At 58.4% G+C, this 23,847-nt stretch carries 23 protein-coding genes and 1 pseudogene; 15 read left to right on the forward strand and 9 right to left on the reverse strand.

Annotation, left to right across the window (positions count from 1 at the left end; all coding sequences use genetic code 11):
- The 3 genes from TQ39_RS09000 to TQ39_RS09010 all read right to left on the reverse strand — a co-directional run.
- The coding region (locus TQ39_RS09000) for an NAD-dependent epimerase/dehydratase family protein (protein ID WP_050005312.1) at positions 1-667 on the reverse strand (667 nt) is incomplete at its 3' end.
- Positions 668-686: 19 nt separating this feature from the next.
- Complete coding sequence (gene nagA / locus TQ39_RS09005) at positions 687-1,862, reverse strand: N-acetylglucosamine-6-phosphate deacetylase (RefSeq protein ID WP_050005313.1); 1,176 nt, start codon at positions 1,860-1,862, stop codon at positions 687-689.
- 3 nt (positions 1,863-1,865) lie between these two features.
- Positions 1,866-2,609, reverse strand: a complete 744-nt coding sequence (locus tag TQ39_RS09010; protein ID WP_050005314.1) for a sugar phosphate isomerase/epimerase family protein — start codon at positions 2,607-2,609, stop codon at positions 1,866-1,868.
- A gap of 116 nt (positions 2,610-2,725) precedes the next feature.
- Between TQ39_RS09010 and TQ39_RS09015 the strand changes: the two genes are divergently transcribed.
- From TQ39_RS09015 to TQ39_RS09055, 9 genes are all read left to right on the forward strand, one after another.
- A complete protein-coding gene (locus tag TQ39_RS09015; protein ID WP_050005315.1) occupies positions 2,726-4,963 on the forward strand; it encodes a helix-turn-helix domain-containing protein in 2,238 nt (745 codons plus the stop codon).
- A gap of 246 nt (positions 4,964-5,209) precedes the next feature.
- Positions 5,210-6,793: an extracellular solute-binding protein gene (locus TQ39_RS09020; protein WP_050005316.1), complete on the forward strand. Its 1,584-nt coding sequence runs from the start codon at positions 5,210-5,212 to the stop codon at positions 6,791-6,793.
- Positions 6,794-7,131: 338 nt separating this feature from the next.
- On the forward strand, positions 7,132-8,073 hold the full coding sequence (locus TQ39_RS09025) for a Gfo/Idh/MocA family protein (protein WP_050005317.1): 942 nt from the start codon (positions 7,132-7,134) through the stop codon (positions 8,071-8,073).
- Between the two features lie 15 nt (positions 8,074-8,088).
- A complete protein-coding gene (locus tag TQ39_RS09030; protein WP_242853479.1) occupies positions 8,089-9,075 on the forward strand; it encodes an ABC transporter permease in 987 nt (328 codons plus the stop codon).
- A 20-nt stretch (positions 9,076-9,095) separates the two neighbouring features.
- The gene (locus TQ39_RS09035; RefSeq protein WP_050005318.1) at positions 9,096-9,968 is read left to right on the forward strand and encodes a carbohydrate ABC transporter permease; all 873 of its coding nucleotides are present in this window, start codon (positions 9,096-9,098) and stop codon (positions 9,966-9,968) included.
- 23 nt (positions 9,969-9,991) lie between these two features.
- Positions 9,992-10,768 carry a glucosamine-6-phosphate deaminase gene (locus TQ39_RS09040; RefSeq protein ID WP_050005319.1) on the forward strand — a complete coding sequence of 259 codons (777 nt, stop codon included), beginning with the start codon at positions 9,992-9,994 and terminating at the stop codon, positions 10,766-10,768.
- Between the two features lie 4 nt (positions 10,769-10,772).
- Positions 10,773-12,530 (forward strand): family 20 glycosylhydrolase, encoded by a 1,758-nt coding sequence (locus tag TQ39_RS09045; RefSeq protein WP_050005320.1) that lies wholly within the window; start codon positions 10,773-10,775, stop codon positions 12,528-12,530.
- A gap of 26 nt (positions 12,531-12,556) precedes the next feature.
- Positions 12,557-14,428, forward strand: coding sequence for a beta-N-acetylhexosaminidase (locus TQ39_RS09050; protein WP_050005321.1), 1,872 nt, complete (start codon positions 12,557-12,559; stop codon positions 14,426-14,428).
- Between the two features lie 30 nt (positions 14,429-14,458).
- Positions 14,459-15,334 (forward strand): acyltransferase domain-containing protein, encoded by an 876-nt coding sequence (locus tag TQ39_RS09055; protein ID WP_050005322.1) that lies wholly within the window; start codon positions 14,459-14,461, stop codon positions 15,332-15,334.
- A gap of 69 nt (positions 15,335-15,403) precedes the next feature.
- On the opposite strand, the gene TQ39_RS09060 is transcribed toward TQ39_RS09055, so the two are convergent.
- Genes TQ39_RS09060 through TQ39_RS09070 form a run of 3 tightly spaced genes read right to left on the reverse strand, consistent with a single transcriptional unit; the run spans position 15,404 to position 16,332 of the window.
- On the reverse strand, positions 15,404-15,895 hold the full coding sequence (locus TQ39_RS09060) for a manganese catalase family protein (protein WP_349191050.1): 492 nt from the start codon (positions 15,893-15,895) through the stop codon (positions 15,404-15,406).
- Positions 15,882-16,163, reverse strand: a complete 282-nt coding sequence (locus tag TQ39_RS09065; RefSeq protein WP_009323727.1) for a spore coat protein CotJB — start codon at positions 16,161-16,163, stop codon at positions 15,882-15,884. Before TQ39_RS09065 ends, TQ39_RS09060 begins: the two co-directional genes overlap by 14 nt.
- Positions 16,153-16,332: a spore coat associated protein CotJA gene (locus tag TQ39_RS09070; RefSeq protein ID WP_009323726.1), complete on the reverse strand. Its 180-nt coding sequence runs from the start codon at positions 16,330-16,332 to the stop codon at positions 16,153-16,155. The genes TQ39_RS09065 and TQ39_RS09070 overlap by 11 nt, the downstream gene beginning before the upstream one ends.
- A gap of 396 nt (positions 16,333-16,728) precedes the next feature.
- Here TQ39_RS09070 and TQ39_RS09080 point away from each other — a divergent pair, with 396 nt between their 5' ends.
- From TQ39_RS09080 to TQ39_RS09100, 5 genes are all read left to right on the forward strand, one after another.
- Positions 16,729-17,349, forward strand: coding sequence for a TetR/AcrR family transcriptional regulator (locus TQ39_RS09080; protein ID WP_050005324.1), 621 nt, complete (start codon positions 16,729-16,731; stop codon positions 17,347-17,349).
- On the forward strand, positions 17,346-18,239 hold the full coding sequence (locus TQ39_RS09085) for an ABC transporter ATP-binding protein (RefSeq protein ID WP_050005325.1): 894 nt from the start codon (positions 17,346-17,348) through the stop codon (positions 18,237-18,239). The genes TQ39_RS09080 and TQ39_RS09085 overlap by 4 nt, the downstream gene beginning before the upstream one ends.
- On the forward strand, positions 18,239-19,036 hold the full coding sequence (locus TQ39_RS09090; RefSeq protein ID WP_050005326.1) for an ABC transporter permease subunit: 798 nt from the start codon (positions 18,239-18,241) through the stop codon (positions 19,034-19,036). The genes TQ39_RS09085 and TQ39_RS09090 overlap by 1 nt, the downstream gene beginning before the upstream one ends.
- A gap of 494 nt (positions 19,037-19,530) precedes the next feature.
- Complete coding sequence (locus TQ39_RS09095) at positions 19,531-20,583, forward strand: inorganic phosphate transporter (RefSeq protein ID WP_009323722.1); 1,053 nt, start codon at positions 19,531-19,533, stop codon at positions 20,581-20,583.
- Between the two features lie 22 nt (positions 20,584-20,605).
- On the forward strand, positions 20,606-21,229 hold the full coding sequence (locus TQ39_RS09100; RefSeq protein ID WP_009323721.1) for a DUF47 domain-containing protein: 624 nt from the start codon (positions 20,606-20,608) through the stop codon (positions 21,227-21,229).
- A 107-nt stretch (positions 21,230-21,336) separates the two neighbouring features.
- Here TQ39_RS09100 and TQ39_RS09105 read toward each other — a convergent pair whose 3' ends face one another.
- A complete protein-coding gene (locus tag TQ39_RS09105; RefSeq protein WP_009323720.1) occupies positions 21,337-21,801 on the reverse strand; it encodes a hypothetical protein in 465 nt (154 codons plus the stop codon).
- A gap of 28 nt (positions 21,802-21,829) precedes the next feature.
- The gene (locus TQ39_RS09110; RefSeq protein ID WP_009323719.1) at positions 21,830-22,267 is read right to left on the reverse strand and encodes a LytTR family DNA-binding domain-containing protein; all 438 of its coding nucleotides are present in this window, start codon (positions 22,265-22,267) and stop codon (positions 21,830-21,832) included.
- A 195-nt stretch (positions 22,268-22,462) separates the two neighbouring features.
- On the opposite strand from TQ39_RS09110, the gene TQ39_RS09120 reads away from it, so the two are divergent.
- Positions 22,463-23,221, forward strand: a complete 759-nt coding sequence (locus TQ39_RS09120) for a class I SAM-dependent methyltransferase (RefSeq protein ID WP_050005328.1) — start codon at positions 22,463-22,465, stop codon at positions 23,219-23,221.
- 77 nt (positions 23,222-23,298) lie between these two features.
- Here TQ39_RS09120 and TQ39_RS09125 read toward each other — a convergent pair.
- Positions 23,299-23,814 (reverse strand): annotated as a pseudogene (locus TQ39_RS09125) (IS3 family transposase); the annotation flags it as partial.
- Positions 23,815-23,847 lie beyond the last annotated feature (33 nt).

Raw genomic sequence — 23,847 nt, forward strand, 5'->3', positions numbered from 1 at the left:
TGATGCTGATGGGTTTTCCCTCCAGGATGTTGTGGGCCATATCGTACAGCACGCCGTACCGCAGGTCCACCGCGTAGTTCAAACGGTACACCGCCACCCGCGTGCCGTAGGTCTTTGCCGCGTACTCAAACATCCGCTCGCGCCCCTGGCAGGACATGCAGTACTCGCCCACCGGCTCCGTCCGCGTCTCCTCCGTGGCACCCCCGCTGTGCACACCCACCTTCGGGTACAGGTTCCCGCTGGAGAACACCACGATGCGGCTGTTTTGGTACCGCTCGGCTACCCGGCTGGGCAGCCAGGTGTTCATCGCCCAGGTGGCGTATTCATTGCCGTCCGTGCCGAACTTTTTGCCCGCCATGTAGATGACGTTCTCCGCGTCCGGCAGACTGTCCAGCGCGCCGGGCGCCAGCAGGTCCGCGCTGATCATCTCCACCCCGTTCTCCCGCAGCAGCTCCACCACCAGCGGGTCGCTGAAGCGCGACACCGCGATGACTCGCTTTTCCACTCCCGCTGCCCGCAGCGCGTTCTTTGCCAGAACGCACAGCGTCGGCCCCATTTTTCCGCCCGCGCCCAGCACCAGGATGTCTCCCTCCAACCTTCCCAGCTCCACGCTCAGCGCCTCGCTCGGCGTCGTCAGCATTTTGTTCAGTCTTTCTTCCGTCCACATTTCCGTCGTTCCCCTCTCTCTATTCAACAAACTGTCCGCGTGCCATAACGGCTTTCACGTTCAGCTGCTTGTCCATCAGCACGATGTCCGCGTCAAAGCCCGGCGCAAGGCTCCCCTTCCTGTCCGCCAGGCCGATCACTCTGGCCGGCGTGGCCGTGGCCATCGCCACCGCATCCCATAACGGCACCCCCGCCAGATGCACCATATTGCGCACAAGACGGTCCATTGTGGCGACGCTGCCTGCAAACGCCTGACGGTCCGGCAGCTTCATCACGCCGTCCTCCAAAACCGTTTCCATGCCGTTGGCCTGCCGCAGCACCGAGCCGTCCGGCAAATCGCTTCCTGCAGCGAACAGCGCATCTGTGATGAGCGATATCCGGTCTGCACCCTTGCATTTGACGATCAGCCGCAGCAGCTCCGGCGGCAGATGCTTACCGTCTGCGATGACCTGAACGGTGAACGCATCCTCCAGCAGCCCCGCCTCCACCACGCCGCCGAAGCGGTAGCCGTTTTTGCGGTGCACCATGGAACAGCCGGAATAAATATGGGTGATATCGGTAAAGCCGCACGCCAGCGCCCGGCGGCAGGTCTCGTAATCAGCGTCCGAATGAGCAATGCTCGCCACGACGCCGCGGGCCCGCAGCGCCTCGCCCAAGGCCATTGCGCCGGGCAGCTCGGGCGCTGCGCCCATGATACGCACGCCGCCGGGCCATTCGTCCAGCAGCCTGTCCCACAGCCCCGACGTGGGCAGGGACAGCGCGTCCGGGCTTTGAGCCCCGCTTTGCGCGGGCGAAAGGAACGGGCCTTCCAGATGGACACCCGCGATGGTGCATTCCGTTGTGGCGGCCTGTGCCTGCCGTACCGCGCGGATCATGCGCAGCGTCAGTTCCGGCGATGCGGCAAGCGTGGTGGGCAGCAGCGTGGTGGTGCCGTGACGGGCATGAGCCGCACAGCCGGCCCGGATCCGTTCGGGCGTGGCGTCCATGAATTCCACCCCGCCACCCCCGTGCAGATGGATGTCGATGAAACCGGGCGCGGCGTATGCGCCCTTTGCGTCGACGCTCCTCACGCCCGGCTCTTCCGCAGGCAGCGTATCGTAAACGGCGGTAATCGCACCATCCTCTGCGTCGATGGCGCTGTGGGGCACCAGCCCTGTGCGCGTTATGCGCGTAACATCATACAAACGGATACGCATTTTTTATTCCTCCTTAAGCAGTACATGCAGCGCCGCGGCATCCTGCAAAAATTGTTCCTCATTGTCCCCCATCACGAACTCCAGCGTGGCATACCGCTGTGTGCCGTCCTTTTGGGCCGCGGCAAAATAGGCGTGCCAGTCAGCTGTTCCCTCCGCCAGAGGGCGGCAGGCGCCTTCTCTGTCCCGATGATAAACGTGCAGATTTTCCACTCGGCCTTCCAGCGCGTGCAGCGCGTGCAGATTTTCTGCGGCCGTAAGGCCAACAGGCGGCTGCCAGAGCGTGCGCAGCCCCGGCGCTTCACCCAGCAGAGCCAGCGCTGAAGCCAGCGTATCCGTAAGCGTATCGGCATGGTACTCTGTCGCTACCACGCATCCGGCCTGCGCCGCCCGTTCCGCAGCGCGGGCAAGGCAGGCGGTCACGGCGCGCCGTTCTTCCTGCGTGCAGAGCGCGCTGCCCTGCCGCCCGGCCCAAACGCGGATCACACGGCATCCAAGTGAAAGCGCAGTTTCCAGCACGGGACCGAAATCCTCCTCTGCACCTGCCCGGTAATACGAGCCATAAGCGGATACGGTGAGCCCGTTTTCCCGCGTACAGTGCAGCGCCGCACGCGCCGCTTGGGCGTTTCCCGGCGGCACATGGATGTCCCCGCCCCACTCGATGGCGTCGAGCCCGGCGCGGCGGGCAAGCTCCGCCACCTCACAAACGGATTTCCGCCGAAATGTAACGGATGCAACGCTAGTTTTCATAAATCTGCTTCCCCCTCATTTTTAAAAATTCCTTGACAAAACAAAACCAGAATGAAAGAATAAATTATGACTTCGGGCCCGCCGTCCCCACCTTGACACAGAAAGGAGCCCCTCCCTTGAAAAAATGGCGCAACTTGTCCTTGAACCTTAAATTGATGGCCTGCTTTCTCTCGGCTATCTTCGTGCTCTCTGCATTTCATCTCGGCTCCTACATGCGTCTGCTGAACACCATGACCCACGAAGCGGAAGCCAGCGCCAACGAACGGATGACAAGCGCTGTGACCCGGCTTGACGAGAGCCTTTCCCATATCCGCAACAGTTATTTCTCCCTGACCTATACCCCCGCCTTCCGCACGGCCAGCAGGTCCGGAGATCCATCGGAATACGAGCTGGTGGACCTGTATGACAAAGCTGAACTTTATCTGGGCAACAACGAAAATATTTCTGCGTTCGCCATCTTTTTCCGTAACAGCAGCAAGGTCGTTACATCCAGCGGAAACTATCTGGATACCGAGTTCTTTTCCCGTTATTATACAAGCACGCAGTATGACGCGAATTTCTGGCGTGAAGAAAAACTGGCCGCCTTTGCCCAGCGGTATTATCCCGCCGCCGCGTTTTCCCGCAACAGCCCTCTTTCAACCAGGCCCGGCAGCGATCTTCTGCCGGTTGCCTTCAAGCCGTACTGGAACAGCAACATCATGGTGCTGCTGTTTTTGGATATTGATGCGCTCTGCGCCGAAGCGGACCAGTATCTGACGGAAGATTTTTACCTTTTCAGCACGGATGGGCGGATGCTGTATTCCGCCCAGGAAGAGCCTGTGCTCACCGCGCTGCCAGAGCGGAAGGACGCGCTGTTTGAAGCACCGGAAGGCGGTTATACGGCCCAGCGCCCTTCTTCTCATGGGGATTTCATCTATCTCAAACAGCTTCCTAAAAACACTGTGGTGGGCCAGATTACAAACAGCCTGTACTTTAGCCTGTTCACCGCGGCGGCGGCGCTGATTTTTGGCGCTGCCATCGCCGTCGTATCGGTGTGGCGCGTTCTCCATCCCGTGCAGGACATCCTGCAGCTTTTTTCCAGCGGCGATGCGCCGCCCTCCGGCAAGGTGGACGAGCTGCATTATATCCAGGCAAACGTGGAGACCATGCTGCGCCAGCGCGAACAGTATGTACAGCAGATATCCAAAAAGGACGCGGCGCTTTCAGGCTTCCTGCTCCAGTCCCAATTGAAAAATATTTATGTGGAGCTGGACGTGCCGGACCAGATATCCAGTGCCGAGGATCTCGTTTTCTATATTCTCTATTTCCGTATCCATTACCGCAACGGTGCGCTGGATACCATCACCGCCGAGCCGCCGGCCGTGTCGCATATGCTCCTGGAGAACCTGCGGCAGACCCTGTCGCTGCTGTTCGTCACGGCACTGATCTTCCAGCTGGAGCCCAACCAGTTCGTGGCCAAGGTCAGCCTGCCCGCTGCCCGGCAGGATATTAGCGATCAAATGCAGTATCTGCTGCAACGGCTGGACAATGAACGGGAATTTGCATTTTTTACTGTGGTCCAAAGCGGCGCGCTGGGTGCGGACGGCGATTTTACCGCCATCTATGACCAGGTGCTGGACGCGGCGCAATACGCTGTTGTGGAAGACCGCACCCAGCTTCTGCACCTGCCGCTGGGGCTGGATGTTGTGAACACGTTCTTTTTCCCTTCGGAGATGGAGCAGCAGCTCCGCGCCCTGGTATGCGGCGGTCATTCGGACGAAGCCGCGGCGTTGGCCGAACGCATCATCGCGCAAAATCTTTCCGCAGGGATCCGCCGCATTCATATGATCCTGTTGGGCTCCGCCATCGCGAACGTTACGCTGCGAGCCTTGTCCGACCTGCACCTTGAGGGAGGCCTGCCCAACCTGAACAGCGGCAGCGTATACAATGAGCTGCCCCAATGCGACACTGCACAGGATTACCGTGAGCTGATGTCCGGCTTCGTGCGCAGCGCGGCTTTGTGCGCAGCCGCCCAGCCACGGGCCGAGGAACCGATTCTCGAAGGCGTTCAGGCATTTTTGGAAAAAAACTATCAGCGTGAATTTTCCATGGATGAGCTTGCAGAAGCGCTCCATCTTTCCAAAAGCTATCTGTCTACCTATTATAAAAGCAAGACCGGAGCGAACCTGAGCGACCGCATCCAGTGCTTCCGGATTCAGAAAGCGGTGGAGCTTCTGGCGGACCCCAAGCTGCGCATCGGCGATATCGGCGCGCTGGTGGGGATCAATAACGTCAACACTTTCCTGCGGCAATTCAAAAAATACACCGGTATGACGCCAAGGGAATACAGGCTCCGTAAGCTTTCCATGCAGTAAGCCGCACCGGGACGGCCCGTCACGACGGGCCGTCCCTTTTTATTATCCTGTCACGACACATCCGCTTTGTCCATCGTCAATCAATTGGGTTATCATCAAATAATTGGATTTTGTTTTTTTCGGTGCAGATGATAAAAATCGTTTTGATTGTAAATTGATTTTAGCACATTCTGCGGTTACGATAAAGACACCGGTGATGCATCACGTCAATTAAAACAAACTTTTTGAAAAGGAAGGATCGATACGATGAAAAAGCATTTGCATAAAGGCATTGCGCTTCTTTGTTCCGCCGCGATCGCCGCGGGGATGCTCGTTGGCTGTTCCTCCGGGTCCTCCAGCGCAGCGGCGCCCGGCTCCTCTTCTTCTGCCTCTGCTTCCGTTTCCAATTCCGAAAGCGGCCCTCTGTTTTCCGAGCCTGTCACGTTATCCATGCTGACACCCTCTCACGCGAGCTGGCCGTTCCAGGAAGACTGGTATGTTGTTGATTTGATCAAGGAATACACCAATGTCGATTTAAAAGTGACCGCTGTCGATACCAGCGGGTTCAAAGAAAAGCTGAATCTGACCATGGCATCCGGCGAATTGCCTGACTTGATGTTTCTGACGAATAATACCACTGTGCAGCAATATGCGCCGCAGGGAGCCTTCATTAACATCCTGGATCATCTTGATAAAATGCCGAATTTCAAGGCCTGGTACGAGGAGAACCAGCAATATGCCGCCAACTATCTGTCCGCCGACGGCGGCCTGTATCAGTTCCCGCAGCAGGGGGTAGAAGAAACCGAACGCCGCGGCTGGCTGTACCGTGCCGACATTTTCGAAGAATTGGGCCTGGAAATGCCGACCAACAAGGACGAATTTTATGATGTCCTTGTCAAGCTGAAGGAAGCTTATCCTGACAGTTACCCGCTGGCTTTCCGCTCCTTCGCCGGATCCATGGACCAGATGAACATGATTGCACCGTCCTGGGGAACCTATTATTTGTACTTTGGCTATGACTATGACGCCCAGGAGTGGACCTTCGGCCCCACTTCTCCCGAATTCAAAGAAATGCTTGAATTTTATAACAAGCTTTACAAAGAGGGCCTGCTGCTGCCCAACTTCCTGACCATCGACACCAAGGGCTGGCAGGACGTAATGGCCAACAGCGATTCTTTCATCACCATCGATTACCTCAGCCGCATCGACTTCTTCAACAAAGCCATGCGTGAGAGCAACCCTGAGTTCACGATGGCCTATATGGTACCGCCCGCATTCAACGAGGATGTCGGCAACCAGTTCGCGTATTCCGCAAAGGTTTTGCTCGGCTTTGTCGTTTCCAGCCAGACAAAACATCTGGACGAAGCGCTTGCTTACATTGACTGGATGTACTCCGACGAGGGACGGGAGCTTTTGACCTGGGGCCGCCCGGGTGACCTGTATACAGAAGATGCCGCAGGCAACCGCACTTGGAAAGAATTTTCCACAGCTGCCGAGATGAAACAGGCCACCGGCTTTGAGACATTCGGATTCTATCAGCGCTATGATTTCAACGGCGAGCTTTCCACCTTCTCTCCGGAGTGCCGCTCCGCCACCGAAGAAGCCCGTAAGTATGATCTTCCCCAGCAGCCTGTACTGGCTTTCAACGATGAAGAGCAAAGCATCGTCAACACGGTCGGCACCAACGTCAAGACGTTTGTGGACGAACAGGTATCCAAATTCCTGCTGGGCGAACGCAGCTTTGACGAATGGGACAGCTACGTCGCAGAGGTTGAAGCGCTGGGCCTCGCAGATCTGAAAGCGGTTCATGAATCCAGCTATGCGCGTGTTCTGGCTTTGCTGGAGGGCTGATCAGCCCTCCTCCCCCCAGTCTGCTTTGTCGCCTCTTGATTTGATTTTTTTCAAATCATTCGATTTTACTCGCGTTCAACATATTTTGAGAAAATCGTTCTAGGCGAGCGCAGCATGGACGAATGGGACACTTATGTCGCTGAGATCGAGGCCATGGGGCTGGATGAGCTGAAGGCCATCCATGAATCCAGCTACGCCCGCGTTCTGGCCGCACAGCAGGGTTAACGTTACCCCCTATCCATAAAAAATCTACCCGAATTTGATTTGTAAGGGCCATGCGCAGGCGGCGTCCGCCGTGGGCCGCGCATGGCCCCTCATTTTGGAAAGCGAGGATCGCTATGTTCTCCGTTGGTATGATCGGCGCCGGCATCATCGGCGCAAGCCATCTGGCCGCTGTTGCGGGCCACCCCGACACGCGCCTGGCGGCCGTGGCGGATATCGCGCCCGGCCGCGCGCAGCAGGCGGCCGCACCCTACGGCGCGCACGCTTATGAAAGCTATGAAGAAATGCTGGAGCGGGAAAAGCTGGAGCTTGTGATCATTAATCTTCCCCACGGCCTGCATGAAGCATGTGTTTTGGCCTGTGCGGAAAAAGGAATCCATATCCTGCTGGAAAAACCCATGTCCGTTTCCTACGCCTCCTGCCTCCGGATGAACGAGGCCTGCGAAAAAAACGGAGTTCTTTTGCAGGTGGGCCATGTGCAGCGCTATATTCCCCAGAACCGGGCCGCCCGCGCGCTGATTGAGAGCGGAAAGCTTGGCGCGCTTGCCATGATCAGCGATCTGCGCACCAACAACTATTTTCAGCCCGGCCGTCCGCGCTGGTTTTTGGAAAAAGCGATGGCTGGGGGCGGCATTTCCATAAATTATGCCGCCCATTCCCTGGATAAGATTTGTTATCTGACGCAAAGCGATATCGCATGGGCCACGGGAAGCTGCACCTATTTGCAGCCCGGCACCGATGTGGACGGCAGCGCGCAGATGCTGCTGCGCACCAGCAGCGGTATCAGCGCTTCCATTTCCCTGTGCGGCTATTCCGTGGTGCCCATCGACGAAACGATGCTGTTTTTTGCCAATGGCTCCCTGCGTCTTCACACCGGCAGCGACTTGTCGGTCACCTGCGGCAGCGGCTATGAAACCGTCGATACCAGCAGTTATCCCAACGCATTTGAAGCGCAATGGGCAGACTTCATTTCCGGCGTGCGCGCCGGACGTATCCTGTATTGCGACGGCACTTACGGAGCGTCCATCGTGCGCACCATCGAGCTACTCTATCACTAAAAGGGGGTCATCTGTGTGACAAGCACTTCCACCACAGCAAAACGCCGTTTTTCTTTCCGCCGTAAGGCGGCATCCCCGCTGGCCGACGGCCACCACAAAAAAACGTTCTGGCAGCGCGTTTACAGGGACCGCTATCTGCTCCTTCTGTTCCTGCCCTGCCTGATTTACTACATCCTTTTCAAATATGTTCCCATGTGGGGCGTGCTGATCTCATTTAAGGATTTTAAGCCCTTTATCGGCTTTATGGGCAGCGACTGGGTGGGGCTGAAGCACTATGTAAACTTTTTCTCCAACCCGGATGCCTGGCGCATCATCCGCAACACGCTGTTTCTGGGCGTGTATTCCCTTGTATGGTGTTTCCCGTTCCCCATTATCTTTGCTCTGGCGCTGAACGAGGTCACCCGTACCCGGTTCAAAAAGTTTGTCCAAACCATCAGCTATATGCCGCACTTTTTATCTGCCGTGGTCGTCTGCGGCATGCTTGTGAGCTTCCTCTCCCCCATCCGCGGCATTATCAATACCATCATTACAATGTTCGGCGGAGAAGCCATCAACTTTTTGTCCAGTCCTGCCTGGTTCCGCACCATTTATGTGGCATCCGAAGTCTGGCAGACATTGGGCTGGGGCGCCATTGTCTATCTGGCTGCTATCAGTAATGTGGACCCGCAGTATTATGAAGCCGCCAAGCTGGATGGTGCCTCCCGTCTGCGCCAGATCTGGTCCATCACACTGCCCTGCATCGCCCCCACTGTGGCGACGATGCTGATCCTGCGCGTGGGCTCCATTCTGGAAGTCGGCCTCGAAAAGGTGCTGCTCCTGTATTCTCCCACCATCTACGAGACCTCCGACATCATCGCTACTTATGTTTACCGGCAGGGCATGGTATCCGGCAATATGAGCTACGCATCGGCCATCGGCCTGTTCAGTTCGATCATCAACCTCGTCCTGCTTGTCACTGCGAACTATTTCTCCAAAAAGTTCAGCGACACCGGGCTTTTCTGATGCTGAAGGAGGGCTTTTAAATGTTGACAAAAAAGAAATTCCGTTTTTCACTTTTTGATTTCTTTCTATATATCTTTATGATCATTGTCGTGCTGCTTGTCCTGCTGCCGATGATCCATATGCTGGCGGTCTCGTTCTCGTCGGACGTTTACGTCATGCAGAGCAAAGTAGGGCTTTGGCCCAAGGGCTTCACAGCCAAAACCTACGGCTATGTGTTCGAGGACGACCGTATTTTCCGTTCCTACGGCAACACCATCCTGTACACTGTGCTGGGCACCACCATCTCTCTGAGCATCACGGCCATGGGCGCTTACGCGCTGAGCGCCAAGCGCATGATCGGCCACAAGTTCTTTTCCATGATGATCGTATTCACGATGTTCTTCCAGGGCGGCATGATCCCCACCTATCTGGTAGTGAAAAGCTATGGGCTGCTGGATACCATCTGGGGCGTGATTCTGCCCGGCGCCGTGTCCACCTGGAATTTTATCGTCATGCGCAGCTTCTTTGACAACTATCCCTCTGAGATAGAGGAATCCGGCAAAGTGGACGGGCTTACGGACGCGGGCGTTTTCTTCCGCCTGGTGCTTCCCACCTCCAAGGCGGTGCTTGCCACCATCGGCCTTTACTATGCCGTGAGCCTTTGGAACGCCTATTTCATTCCGTTCATCTATCTGAACGACCCCGATCTGTTCTCTTTGCAGCTCATCCTGCACGAGCTGCTGTCGGCCGGTTCGTCCAACAATGCCACCGTGGGCGTGGGCGACGTGCTTGTCGTGGAAGAATCGCTGAAATATGCTACTGTTCTGGTGTCCATCGCGCCCATCATGTGCGTGTATCCGTTCCTGCAAAAATACTTTGTCAAAGGCGTCATGATCGGCGCTGTTAAGGGCTGACCGCCCCAAGGAGGAAATTTACCATGGAACCTGTCCGTTCTTTTTGCAAGGATTCTCTTGCCGTCCGCATCTATGCCGACCGCACCGCAATGGGCGCGGCGGCCGCGAGGGACGGGGCTGCTCTGCTGCGCCGTCTGCTGGCGCAGCAGGACACCGTGCGCGCCGTATTTGCCGCCGCTCCTTCTCAGAATGAATTTCTGGAAGCACTGTGCGCCGCGCCGGATATCGACTGGAAACGCGTTACCGCATTCCACATGGATGAATATGTGGGCCTGGATGCAGCGGCGCCCCAAGGCTTCGGCAACTTTTTGCGCGCCCGCGTGTTCGACCGTTTGCCCTTTGGCCAAGTATGCTATCTGAACGGCAACGCGCCCGACATTGAGGCCGAATGCAGCCGCTACGCCGGGCTGCTGGCACAGGCGCCAATCGACATTGTATTCATGGGCATCGGTGAAAACGGCCATATCGCTTTCAATGACCCGCCTGTGGCGGAATTCGACGATCCGGCCGCGGTAAAGGTTGTCGCCCTGGACGAAGTGTGCCGCAACCAGCAGGTACACGACGGATGCTTTGCTGATATCGGCCAGGTGCCCACCCACGCCTTGACACTGACAGTACCCACGCTGGCCGGCGCAAAGCATCATCTGTGCATCGTTCCCGCGCCCACCAAAGCAAAAGCTGTCCGCGACACTCTGGAAGGGCCTGTCTCCACCGCGTGCCCGGCATCCATCCTTCGCACCTGCCCTGGTGCGGTGCTTTATCTGGAGCGCGAGAGCGCCCATCTTCTGACGGAGGTATAAGATCATGAACCTGTTTTTCATCCCCCAGCCCCAGCGGTGCATCTGTCTGACCGGAAGCGCGGACATTGGGCGGGAAACGCCTGTTGTGCTCTGCATGCCGCAGCCGGACGAGCGGCTGGTGCTGGCTGCCGGGAAACTGTTTGAACATGTGCGCACGGAACAGGGGCCTTTCGCGCTGTATTCGGAAAACAGCTTTGCCCCCGAGTGTCCCGTACGGCGTCCGGAGGGATACTTACTGAATGTGCGCGGCCCCGCCGTTCAACTTGCCGCTCATGATGCGCCGGGGTTGTTTTACGGTATACAGACGCTGCGCCAGTATCTGGAAATGCCGGAGCATCCCGCGATGGAGATCAACGATTGGCCTGAACTGGCGATGCGCAGCGATTATCTGGATATGCGCGGCCTGTTTCCAAAGTTCGAGAATCTTTTGAAATATGTGGAGGAAATGGCCCGGTATAAGCTGAACACGCTGGTGATCGAATACGAAGATAAGCTGCCCCGCAGCCGGAAGGAATTCTGTCATCCGCTGGATGCTCTGACGCCGGAGCAGCATGCGCTGCTTTTGAAAACGGCCCACGACCATTTTATCGATGTGATCCCGCTGCAGCAGAGCTTCGGCCATTTGGAGTATGCGCTCAAGCTGCCGGAGTACCAGCATCTGCGCGAACTGCCGGAGGCTCCCGGCGAGATGTGTCCGCTTCGGGAAGGCTCGTTTGAGCTGGCGGCCTCTTTGATCGAGGAAACAGCGCGCCTGCACCCGGACAGCCGGTACCTGCACCTGGGCTGCGACGAAGTGTGGAGCCTGGGCCAAAGCCCGGAATGCAGGGCCAGCGGCAAAAGCCGCGGACGCATCGCCATTGAATTCATCAACCGTCTGGCGGAAAAGGTCCTCTCTCTGGGCAAAACGCCCATCGTGTGGCACGACATGCTGGCCAACGTGTGGAAAGACGGCGATATGGGCGAAGCAGGCAACTATGACGAACTCGCTCTCATCAACAAAAACATCGTGGTGGCCATCTGGCTGTACAGCCCCGACCGTGTGAACATCGTTGCGCCGCGCCTGATGGAAACTCTGCACGCCCACGGCATAAAAACGCTGCCCTGCTGCGCTATCCGCGCCAGCGATCGCTGCGGTATGCAGAATTATCCCTGCATCGAACAACGCTTGCGCAATGTGGACGCCTGGTGTGAACTGATCGCTCAAAGCCGCTGCGACGGCATGGTAAACACCAACTGGTGCAGCACCTTCTCCTTCGGCAATCCTTATGGACTGTTCGAGACGAGCCGCTACACGGCTTTCTACGCCGCGGACCGCTGCTGGAACCTGCGCGCAAACAGCGCGGCTTTTCTGGAACGCTTTATGGGCGTTTACCACGGAGCGTATAAAATTGAGTTGACAACGGGCGCGGAGCGGCGGTACGATTACTACAAATTGATGGGGCAGTATCTGCCTCTTGTAACGCGCAACAAAGACACCGCCCGTCTCATCGATGTCATGTACCGGCAGGAATATGCTGCCTCGGTGAATTTTGCCGCGTTCCGCGGGGATCTTTTCCCGAACAGCAAAGTGGAACTGGATTGCCTGCGGGAACGCGCGCCCAAACAGTATGCCAATCTGCACAGGATAGAAGCGGAGCTGCGCGAGATCCTCGCCCGCTTGCTGACCCCGGAAATGGCTGAACTGTTTTTTGAATCCCGCAGCTATCCGAACCGGTTGTACCAGCGTGAACTGGAGCGTATCCTGGAGATGCCTCTGGCCTAAAATTGTCAAAATTGGGAGAGATGAATATGGACCTGAAAATTGCGCTTTCCGGCGAGCTTCCCGCCCGCTGCAGCGATGCACTGGCCGCCCTTGCGCCGGAACTCGGCATGGTACCCGCGGCGGAAGGGGTGCCTGTGCGTGGGCACCGGGGCGCAGCTCTTGCCGTTTGCTGCGACGGAGCATCCGTCACCATAGAGTGGGCGCAGCCCATCCAGTTCTACCGTGCGCTCAGCCTGCTGCCCCGTCCGCTGGCAGCTTGCGATATCCGGGAAGAGCCCTGCTTTGAGACGGTCGGCATGATGTTCGACACCTCGCGCAACGCAGTACTGCGGCCCGATACGCTCCGCAGCTTTTTGCGCAAGATGGCGCTGATGGGCATGAACCTGGGCATGATGTACACCGAGGATACCTACGAGGTTCCCGGCCAACCCTATTTTGGCTACCAGCGCGGCCGTTATACCTACGAGGAGCTGCACGCTCTGGATGACTATGCCGATATGCTGGGCATTGAACTTTGTCCCTGCGTGCAGACGTTGGGACATCTGAACCGTGCGCTGCACTGGCCCGCGATGCGGCGCCTGCAGGACAACGACGAAGTACTTTTAGCGGACAGCGAGGAGACCTATTCCTTTCTTCGGCAGATTCTCACTGCCGCCAGCGCGCCCTACCGCTCCAAACGTATCCACATCGGTATGGACGAAGCTCATGGCGTGGGCATGGGCGCTCATCTGCGTCTGCACGGCTATGAAAAGCCCTATGATATTTTGCGCCGTCATTTGAAGCGCGTATTGGATATCGTAAACGAACTGGGCCTTTCTCCCATGATGTGGAGCGATATGTATTTCCGCCTGGAATCCCCCACCAACGGATATTATGACGGGCCGATGCCCTCTCAGCAGGCCGTGGATGCCGTGGTTCCCGGCGTGGAGCTTGTCTACTGGGATTACTACCATATGCGCGAGGCGGAATACGACGAACAGCTGAAAAAGCACGATGCGCTGCATGCGCCCACGGTGTTCGCGGGCGGTATCTGGACCTGGTGCGGCCCTGCGCCCGATTACGACAAAACGCGCACCGCCACGCTGGCCGGCCTCTCCGCCTGCCGCAAGGCCGGGGTCCCTCTCGTGTTCGCCACAGCCTGGGGCGACAACGGCGCAGAAGCAAACCTCTACACCGCCCTGCTGGGCATGCAGATGTTTGCCGAATTTACCTACCACGGCTCCTTTGAGGATGAATGGCTGGCGCAGCGTATGCGCGTCTGCTGCCAGGCGGACGCCCGGGCGTTCTGGGACCTGACGCTGTTCAATCATATGGAAGGCATGCGCTCGGGCGAATTCCGCCCGGTGAACGCCGCGAAAATGCTGCTGTATCAGGACCCGCTGGTCCAGTTGTTTACCAAAGACACCCAGGGCTTTGCGCTGTCCCGCCATTACGCCGCTCTGGCTCCGCGTTATGAAGCCTATGCGGCCGAGGGCGGCGCGTTCGCCCCGCTGTGGCAATTTTATGCGATGCTGGCAGACGTTCTTGCAAAAAAATGCGTTTGGCATGAACAAGCCTCACAGGCTGTCGTCAGCCATGATACAGCACTGGCAAAACAACTTGCGGACGGCCTTACGGAGACCATCGGCGCGGTGGAAGCGCTGCGCCTCGCCTGGCTTTCGCTTTGGAACGCCACCAACAAACCGCACGGCTTTGAAGTGATCGACGGCCGTTTGGGAGGCGTTGCCGCGCGGCTGGATACCGCACAGCGCCGGATGCGTGCATTCGCGGCAGGTGAGTGTGACACCATTCCCGAACTGGCCGAACCGGCGCTGCCGTATACGCTTCTCCCGGACGGAACGTTGGACGGGAGCTACCGTGTAGGCGAGATCCTCTCCGCCTGCAAGATCGATGGGTAGGCCCGGCCGGGCCAAAAAGGAGGCGTTTGTATGAACGCAAGCTCTTTTGTTTCCCCGCCGCAGCTTTTGGCACTGGCGCGGGAACTTGAACTGCCCTCCTGCGTCTGCGAACAGCTTGTTCAAACGGCTGTACCGGCGCTGCTGGATGCCTGTGCGGCACAATGTATGGCGCTCACCGCACCGGACACTGCATTTCCTGCCTGGAAGCACTTGGAAGCCCAGTTTTCCGGGCGTGACCCGGATGGCATGCAGATTTTGGCGCTGTATTTGGCAGCTGCCTGCCGCACGCGGGAAAAATACCGTATGATGTGCATTCCGGACGAAATCTTTCGCGACACTATGGGCTGTTTCTCCCGTTTTTTGCGGGAGGCCAAAGCCCGTTCCGGCCGGTTCATATTTGACCGTGCCTTTTGGGCATGGCGGCACCTCGCGTGCCGCTTGTTCCGGCTGGGTACGCTGGAATTTGAATACCGAGCAGCCGGCGCGGATGAGCCCCTCCCATCCGGTATTGGCCCGGGCACCCCTGTGCTGTCGGTGCATATCCCCTCTGACGCCCGGCTTTCAGACGACGCGCTGCCCGGCTCGTACGGACAGGCCGATGAATTTTTTGCTTTGCACGGCCCGGCACTGTGTAAAAGCGGCATGCCCCGCGCTGTGCTGTGCGGCACCTGGCTGCTCTCGCCCGCGCTGCGTGCGCTGCTGTCCCCGGACTCCGGCATTTCCCGTTTTGGCAGGGATTATAACATCTATGCGGCCGACACTGACAGCGAATCTTTTTATCTCTGGCTGTTCGGCGGCAAAAAGCCCCTTGCTCTGCTTCCCAGGCAAACCAGCCTACAGCGAGCCGTGGCGGCACACCTGGAGCAAGGCGGGTATATCGGGTCCGGCTACGGAATCAAAAAGTAAAACGAATCTCTTGGCTCATTTTCTTTTGCAAAGCAGCCGTGCATCCTTGGCGGATGTGCGGCTGTTTTTTTATATTTTCGCTGCTCTGGCAAGTGCACAGGAAAAACGCACAGATCCGGAGAGGCAACATTGTTGTTCTTTTCCGGTCGCGCCATCTGCTGCCATGTCCTCGTGCAGATCCGTGATGGCGTCGCCCTTGCTGGCGAAGCACATGGACGTGAACGGCGTACCGCCCGCCGCCTGGGGCCACACGCCGGCCGTATGGTCCACAAAATAGGTGTCGAAGCCCTGCCGCCTGATCTCGTCCGCGGAAAGGCCCTTTGTCAGCTGGTATACAATGGCGCTCACCATCTCCAGATGGGCCAGCTCCTCGGTTCCGATATCCGTCAGCAGGCCCGCCACGCCGCGCCAGGGCATGGTGTAGCGCTGGGACAAATAGCGCATGCTCGCGCCCAGCTCGCCGTCCGGGCCGCCGTACTGGGTGATGATCACCTTTGCCGCCGCCGCGTTAGGCGTTTTGATCCTGACCGGGAATTGCAGGCGTTTCTCATAGCTCCACATCGTTTTCGTCCTCCGTTTCCCACGGCCAGGGCGCGCACGTCCAGTTCCAGGTACACGTGCCGCCTGCGTCATAGAAGTTTACAGGCCCGATGAGCCGTTCGTACTGCTTTACCGCGATGCCGCGCCGGGCGCGCACTTCCTCGTGGGCCGCAAGGGCCGCTTTGTCACAGGGGTGCGTGTCCAGAAACAGGCGCAGGTCGTCCATTGCAAAGCTGAGCTGGGCAAGTTCGCGCTCCACCTTGGATACACAGGTGCATTCAGTGTTCATACCGCACCTCCGGAGGACAAAACGGCAGGTCCAGCGCCGCGAACAGCGTGCCGCGGCACAACGCCTCGGACACCGGATAGATCTGTTCAAAGCGCTGCATCGGCACTGTGGCAATGGCCAGATGGCAGCGGCAGCTCTGCCCTGCGTTTTGCAGGTCGTTTTCGTTCATGGTCTTCAATCGCTCCTTTCTGTTGATCGCGGCGCGGGCCGCAAGCACCCGGCCGCCTGCTCTATGGTATGACGCCGCACGCCGTTCCCGTGCGCCCCGTTCGGCGGCCGGATCTGCCCGTTTTGCTTCCGGAGCGCTTTTTTGAACGCTCTGATGCTCTGTGCCGCCGCGCGCCCCGGAAAATGGCTGAGAAAACGATCTGTAAATTTTTTTGCGGGGCGGTCCTTCCTCTCCGCAGGAAGGAGGGCGCGGCCGGCAGACCGGAGGCATTCCGCCGCGCCGCTGTGCGTCTTAATACAAAATTAATCTGTCAGGGGGGCTTGTGCGCCCCGGTCAATGCCGTATAATGAAACTTGACCGGCCGGTCAAACCTGCGGCGGAACGGGAGGGACTGCCTTGAACGAAAAATTTTTCACACTGTCTCCGGAAAAGCAGGCGCGCATTACGAACGCCGCGCTGGAGGTGTTCGCCCGCAACGATTACAAGCACGCCTCCACCGACGATATCGCGGCTAAGGCAGGCATCTCTAAGGGGCTTCTGTTTTACTATTTCCGCAACAAGCAGTCGCTGTACCTGTATCTGTACGACTATGCGCTGGAGCAGGTGCGCGGGCAGGTGCTGCGGCAGAAGCTGGACGGCGTGACGGATTTTTTCGAGCTGATGCACATCGGCGCACGGGCCAAGCTGGAACTGCTGACGCGCTGCCCTTATCTGTTGGAATTTTCCATCCGCGCCTTCTACTCCCGGGGCGAGGCTGTTTCCGACGCGGTACAGGCCAGGCTGAACGGGGACCTCACCGGCAGCTTCGCGCAGTATTTTTCCAACATCGATTTTTCCAAATTCCGTCCCGGTGTGGACCCTGCCCAGCTTCTGCGCATGCTGACCTGGATGACCGAGGGCTACATGAACGAAAAGCAGCGCGCCGGCGTGCCGGTGCGGCTTGAGGATATCCTGGCCGATTACAGCGGCTGGGAAGAAATGTTCCGCAAGATCGCCTACAAGGAGGAATATTTATGAGCGTGATCGCGCTTTCGCACATCACAAAGGATTACGGCGGCGGGCACGGCGTGTTCGACGTTTCGTTCGCCGTGGAGCAGGGAGAGGTGTTCGGCTTTCTTGGCCCAAACGGCGCAGGAAAAACCACCACCATCCGCCAGTTGATGGGGTTCCTTGCGCCGGATTCCGGCACCTGCACGATCAACGGCCTTGACTGCCGCACACAGACTGCGGCCATTCAAAAAAATATGGGCTATATTCCGGGCGAGCCCGCCCTGCCCGACGATATGCGCGGCGGCGAGTTCATCCGCTTTCTGGCCGCCTACCGCGGCATGCGGGGCACGGGCCGCGCCGGAGAGCTTTGCGAGCGCTTTGAGTTGGACGCCTCGGGCCGGATACGGCGCATGTCCAAGGGAATGAAGCAGAAGGTGGCCATTGTATGCGCGCTGATGCATGACCCGGCGGTGCTCATCCTCGATGAACCCACCAGCGGATTGGACCCGCTGATGCAGAACCGCTTCATCGACCTGATCCTGGAGGAAAAGCAGCGCGGCAAGACCGTACTGATGTCCTCCCATATGTTCGAGGAGGTGGAACGCACCTGCGCCCGCGTGGGGATTCTGCGGGAGGGGCGCCTGGCCGCCGTGGAGGAGATCGGCACACTGAAGGCGCGTCGCAGCCGCACCTATTCCGTCACGCTTTCCACACCGGATGCCGCGGCAGCTTTTGCGGCCGCGCCCGGCCTGCGGGTGCAGGCTGCGCAGGGCTGCACGGTGACGGTGCGCGTGCGGGACGGCATGTCCGCTCTGACCACCGCGATGGCCCGGTTTCCGGTGACGTCCATCGACGCGCCGCGTCAAAGTCTGGAGGACGTGTTCCTGCACTATTACGGAAAGGAGGCGCAGAGCTGATGAACGGTGTGCTTTTCCGGCGCAGCGCAAGATCGCTGTGGAAAACATGGGTGGTTTTTGCGGCCGTGCTTTCGCTGTATGTGTCCATGATCACAGCCATGTTCGACCCCAAGCTCAACGCCACACTGGACGAGATCGTGACGGCCATGCCTCAGCTCATGAATATGGTGGGCATGCAGGCGGGCAGCAGCTCGCTGGGCGGGTTCCTCATCAACTATCTGTACGGCTTTCTGCTGCTGCTTCTGCCTCTGGTATTTTCCATTCTGGCGGCGAACCGGCTGGTCGCGCGCTGGGTGGACACGGGCAGTATGGCCTATCTGCTGGCCTCGCCCAACACCCGGGCGCGGGTAGCGCGCACCCAGGCGCTGGTGCTCATTGCGGGCGGTACGCTGCTTACCGCCTACTGTACGGCGCTGGCCGTGGGCTGCGCCGCCGCGATGTTTCCCGGCGAGCTGGATGTCCCCGCCTATCTCGTGGTGAACGCCGGGCTGCTGTGCCTGCATCTGGCGCTGGGCGGGTTCTGCTTTTTCGCCTCCTGCCTGTTCAACGAGAGCCGCCTTTCCGTGGCGCTGGGCGCGGGCGTTCCCGTGCTGTTTTTCCTCATCCGCATGCTGGCCAACATGGGCGGCCGGCTGGAAAAATTGAAATACGCCACCGTGTTCACCCTGTTTGACCCCACCGGCCTTTTCCGCGGCGACGGCGCCGCGTACGCAGGCGCGGCCGTGCTGCTGGCGCTGGGGCTTGGTTTTTACGCGCTGGGCACGGCCGTGTTCAGCCGGCGGGACCTGCCGCTGTAACGCCTAATGCCGTACTGAGCCGCGCTTCGAGAGCCGGCTCTCTATACGCCCCGGCGTCAGCCCTGCAGGGTGACGCGGAGTTGTTCTGAATGAAAAAAGGGCGTGTTTGCACCAGAGGCCGTGCTTTCGGCGCGGTTGTCTGCACCAGAACCCCTACACAGCCATCTGCACTTGCCCGCGGGCGCGCCGCCATCCCGTTTCGCGGCACCCTCCGCGTGGCTTGCACTTTACTTCGCAAAGGCCCAATGGCTTTTCTCCGAGCGTTTTTCCTTTTTGTTTTTTCTGCAATCCGTGCCGCACTCTCTCCGGGCGCGGCTTTTTCTGTATGCCGTCCGGCCTTTTCTATGCCCGGACCCCGGAAAAGACTGTTTTTTCGGCAAGTTATGTAAAGGAAATGTAAAATCATGTCCTTTCCCTCTGGCTTTTGTCAGGAACTGCCATTATACTTGTAAAGGTATAGTAAGTTTTTTGTAAAAAGAAAGCGAGGGCTTTGCTTGACGATCTCCCTGAGTGAATTTCTGGCGCAGCTTGCCGCGAACCCGGTTCTGGCCGTCACAGTGGCGCTGACGCTGGGCGTGGTGCTGGTGAACGGCTGGACGGATGCGCCCAATGCCATCGCCACCTGTGTTTCCACCCGCGCGATGAGCGCGCGCAGCGCCATTTTAATGGCGGCTGTCTTTAACTTCCTGGGCGTTCTGGTGATGACCATGGTGAACGCCAGCGTCGCGGCCACCATCTACAACATGGTGGATTTCGGCGGCAACACCGCAGACGCGCTGACGGCGCTGTGCGCGGCGCTCGTAGCCATCGTGGCATGGGCCACGGCCGCCTGGTGGTTCGGCATCCCCACCAGCGAGAGCCACGCCCTGATCGCCGGGCTGTCCGGTGCGGCCATCGCGCTGCACGGAGGCTTTGCGGGCATCAACGGCGGCGAATGGATCAAGGTCCTGTACGGCCTGGTTCTGTCTACTCTGCTGGGCTTCGCATTCGGCTGGGCCGCGGCCAGGCTGGTGGAGTTCCTGTGCAAAAACATGGACCGGCGGCGCACCACGGGCTTTTTCGGCGGCGCACAAATCGCGGGCGGCGCGGCTATGGCGTTCATGCACGGCGCACAGGACGGCCAAAAGTTTATGGGCGTTTTCATGCTGGGCATCTTTCTGGCCAACGGACAGGACAACGTCACCAATTTCCAGATCCCGCTGTGGCTGATGGTATTGTGCAGTGCCGTAATGGCTCTGGGCACTTCCATCGGCGGCTACCGCATCATCAAGGCTGTGGGCATGGATATGGTGAAGCTGGAAAAATACCAGGGCTTTGCCGCCGACATGGCGGGCGCGGCCTGCCTGCTGCTTTCCTCGCTGACTGGCATCCCTGTTTCAACAACGCACACCAAGACCACCGCCATTATGGGCGTGGGCGCGGCGCGGCGGCTGTCCAGCGTGAACTGGGGCGTGGTAAAGGAAATGGGGCTGACGTGGGCGCTGACGTTCCCCGGGTGCGGGGCCATTGGCTTTTTGATGGCACGGCTGTTCATGTGGCTGTTCTGAGAATAGGAAGGAGAACGTGAAAATGGCACGAAAAAAGGAAACGGATTATTTTGAGGCCTTTGTGGGCGGCGTAAATTCCGCCTGCGCTGCGGCGGACATGCTTTGCACGGTGTTTGACCACTATGAGCCGGAGGCGCTGCCCGGGCATATCGAGGCTATGCACAAAATCGAGCACTCGGCCGATATCGCAAAGCACGGCACGATGGAACAGCTTGTGCGTGAGTTCCTGCCCCCCATTGACCGGGAAGATATCATGGAGCTTTCCGGCACCATCGACGACGTGACAGACAGCATTGAGGATGTTCTGCTGCGGCTGTATATGTTCAATATCCGCACGCTGCGGCCCGAGGCGCAGGCTTTTGCACAGGTCATCGCAGACTGCTGCGCCGCACTCAAGACCATGATGGAGGAGTTTCCCAATTTCCGCAGATCCAAGACCATCCACACCCAGATCGTTGAGATAAACGGCCTGGAGGAGCAAGGCGATAAGCTGTACACAGACGCCATGCACACGCTGTACGCGGATGCCAGCACGCCCGTGGACGTGATGGCTTGGACGGCGCTGTTCGACCGCCTGGAAAAATGCTGCGACAAATGCGAGGATGTGGCCGATGTTGTGGAGCGCGTCATCCTGAAAAACAGCTGAGGCTGCAGCTTTATGATAAACGGAAAGGGCCTGTGCGGTTTTCCACCGCGCAGGCCTCTTTTGTTGAAAACTTTTCATTCCTTTCATCCGGCTTTCCGCCGCATGCATCAGTATTCTCTCCGGCTGTTTTCATCCCGTGTACGGGAAGCGCGGTACTGGCCCAGCAGGCCGTCGTATTTTTTGCCGCTGATGCGGTAATACAATTCGAACCCCAGCGTCATTGTCAGAAGCACCGCCAGGAAAATCAGGGAAAACAGCGCCCATGCGCCCGGCTGCGCTGCGGGCAGCCAGCCGAACCCGGCGGCAATGGCCGAAAGCACCGCCAGATACGGCACTGCAAATACGAACAGCCGCAGCGTATAGCGCAGCCTTTTGATAACAAGCTCTGTAAACGCGACGATCTGCAGCACGCCGCCCGCCAGCGACAGCAGCAGAAACGAAAACAGGTAGTTATCGGGCAGACCGCCCCAGCCGAAGACCAGATCCAGAACGGCATACACGCACATAGTGGCCGTAAAAATATAGCATGCGGCCGTCTTTACAGGCATTACGATATCAAAAAATTTTTTCACAGCAAACACTCCTTTTCCGGTATAGGGCTCACAGCCCCAACTTTGCCTTGAGGGCAGGCACATACTGGCGCGACGCCACCACCACCTCGCCGTTGGACATCGTCACCCGCATTCGCCCGCCGAAGTCCGGACGCAGCGCCGCCACATGGGCAAAATTTAGCAGCACCGATTTACCCGCGCGCACAAAATCCCGCGCGGCAAGCTGCTCCTCCAGTTCGTACAGGCGCAGGGGCGTTTCATATACGGCGTCCGCTGTATAAAGAAACGTCTTTTTGTCCGCCGTGTCGGCATACAGCACGTCTGCCGCCGCCAGAACGTAGGTGGCGCCGTCCCTTTCTCCGGTGAGCTTCGCGTCGTAAACGCGCAGGCGCGCCAAAAGTGAAAGCACTGTGTCGTCAAGCTGCCTGCAGCGCACCACCACCTCGATGTCCGCGCAGGCCGGGTCCTCACAGATACGGATGTTCAACAGCCCCTCCCCCTTTGTTTGTGTTTATCCCGCGGCCGCATCTTTATGATACACACCCCGGCCCGCCGCTGCAAGCGCTCCGGAGCAAGCTGCGCAAAACAGGCCCTCACCTGCACAAAAAAGGCCTGCCGCGCAGGCTTGCCGCCGCAGAACAGATGTGTTACCATGAAGAAAACATGCAGGGGAAGTGCTTTTTTGAAAGAAAACAAATACGATGACAGCGTATTTTTCGAGCAGTACAGCCATATGCCCCGTTCCGAGCAGGGGCTTTCCGCCGCAGGCGAATGGCCGGCACTGAAAGCGCTGCTGCCGGAGCTCGCCGGCAAGCGCGTGCTGGACCTTGGCTGTGGTTTCGGATGGCATTGCCGGTACGCGGCCGAGCATGGCGCGGCCCGTGTGCTTGGGACGGACCTTTCCCAACGCATGCTGGAACGCGCCCGCGCCATGACCGACAGCCCCGTCGTGGAATACCGGCGCGCGGCCATTGAGGATACGCGGCCCGCCCCTGCGGCCTGGGACGTCGTTCTCAGTTCACTGGCGCTGCATTATGTGGAAGATTACGCGGGCGTGTGCCGCATGGTCTGGGACGCGCTGTCCCCCGGCGGATGGTTTATTTTTTCGGCGGAACATCCGGTGTTCACGGCCCAGGGGCCGCAGGACTGGCAGAGGGACGCAGGCGGCGCCCCGCTGCACTGGCCCGTGGACCGATACTTTGAGCAGGGACCCCGGGACGCGGTGTTTTTAGGCGAGCATATGCGCAAATACCACCGCACCGTTACGGGCTATGTGCAGCCGCTTCTGGCGCGTGGCTTCGCGCTGGAGGCGCTGGTGGAGCCGCAGCCTGCGCGGGAGATGCTGGACGCCGTGCCCGGTATGGCCGACGAGCTGCGGCGGCCGATGATGCTCATTCTCAAAGCGCGCAAGCCGCGGCGGAGCGGACGAGAACAGGAATAAGTCATAACCACCGGCGAATGAACTGTTCCAGAAGAAAAAGACAGAAATAAAACCACCATTGATAGGATAAAGAAGGATTAGACAAACAGGCGTCGTTTTTGGAAAGGAGAGAGCTTGGAGTAAAGCTGAATGCGTTCATGGTTGTAAAAAGCGATATAACTATCAATGAGCGTTTGTGCTTCGCGGATGGTCTCCGTCTTGAAAAGACGAATGCATTCGGATTTGAGAATGGAAAAGAAATTTTCTGCCATAGCATTGTCGTATGGGTTCGCCCGTCTTGACATAGACGGAGTAATGCCGTATTGTGTAGTTAGGGCAAAATAGCTTTGAGAAGCATATTGAAAGCCTTGGTCACTGTGGAGTAGCAGCTCTGCAGTGACCTCTTCTTTTTCTATTGCCGTGCGGATCGTATCCAGCACCAGTTTGATACTTTGGCGGGTGCTGGTTTTGTAGGCGACGATGCTTAAGTCAAACAAATCGCGGATGACGGAAAGGTAAAGAGTTCCCTGCTTGGTTGGAATATAACTGATATCGGTTACCCATTTTTGATTGGGTCTGTCAGCATAGAAATTGCGATTCAACAGATTCGCATAAGTTCGTGTTTCCCCTGCCGGTGGTTTCCTTAC

The organism is Ruthenibacterium lactatiformans (genome assembly GCF_000949455.1).
GTDB lineage: Bacteria > Bacillota > Clostridia > Oscillospirales > Ruminococcaceae > Ruthenibacterium > Ruthenibacterium lactatiformans.

Bases quoted from the DNA above. Each gene is read 5' to 3' on its own strand.
- TQ39_RS09035 (WP_050005318.1), top strand. From the start codon at position 9,096: ATGTTGACAAAAAAGAAATTCCGTTTTTCACTTTTTGATTTCTTTCTA.
- TQ39_RS09025 (WP_050005317.1), top strand. From the start codon at position 7,132: ATGTTCTCCGTTGGTATGATCGGCGCCGGCATCATCGGCGCAAGCCAT.
- TQ39_RS09050 (WP_050005321.1), top strand. From the start codon at position 12,557: ATGGACCTGAAAATTGCGCTTTCCGGCGAGCTTCCCGCCCGCTGCAGC.
- nagA (WP_050005313.1), bottom strand. From the start codon at position 1,862: ATGCGTATCCGTTTGTATGATGTTACGCGCATAACGCGCACAGGGCTG.
- TQ39_RS09100 (WP_009323721.1), top strand. From the start codon at position 20,606: ATGGCACGAAAAAAGGAAACGGATTATTTTGAGGCCTTTGTGGGCGGC.
- TQ39_RS09040 (WP_050005319.1), top strand. From the start codon at position 9,992: ATGGAACCTGTCCGTTCTTTTTGCAAGGATTCTCTTGCCGTCCGCATC.
- TQ39_RS09055 (WP_050005322.1), top strand. From the start codon at position 14,459: ATGAACGCAAGCTCTTTTGTTTCCCCGCCGCAGCTTTTGGCACTGGCG.
- TQ39_RS09065 (WP_009323727.1), bottom strand. From the start codon at position 16,163: ATGAACACTGAATGCACCTGTGTATCCAAGGTGGAGCGCGAACTTGCC.
- TQ39_RS09060 (WP_349191050.1), bottom strand. From the start codon at position 15,895: ATGTGGAGCTATGAGAAACGCCTGCAATTCCCGGTCAGGATCAAAACG.
- TQ39_RS09090 (WP_050005326.1), top strand. From the start codon at position 18,239: ATGAACGGTGTGCTTTTCCGGCGCAGCGCAAGATCGCTGTGGAAAACA.
- TQ39_RS09070 (WP_009323726.1), bottom strand. From the start codon at position 16,332: ATGAACGAAAACGACCTGCAAAACGCAGGGCAGAGCTGCCGCTGCCAT.
- TQ39_RS09010 (WP_050005314.1), bottom strand. From the start codon at position 2,609: ATGAAAACTAGCGTTGCATCCGTTACATTTCGGCGGAAATCCGTTTGT.
- TQ39_RS09020 (WP_050005316.1), top strand. From the start codon at position 5,210: ATGAAAAAGCATTTGCATAAAGGCATTGCGCTTCTTTGTTCCGCCGCG.
- TQ39_RS09045 (WP_050005320.1), top strand. From the start codon at position 10,773: ATGAACCTGTTTTTCATCCCCCAGCCCCAGCGGTGCATCTGTCTGACC.
- TQ39_RS09085 (WP_050005325.1), top strand. From the start codon at position 17,346: ATGAGCGTGATCGCGCTTTCGCACATCACAAAGGATTACGGCGGCGGG.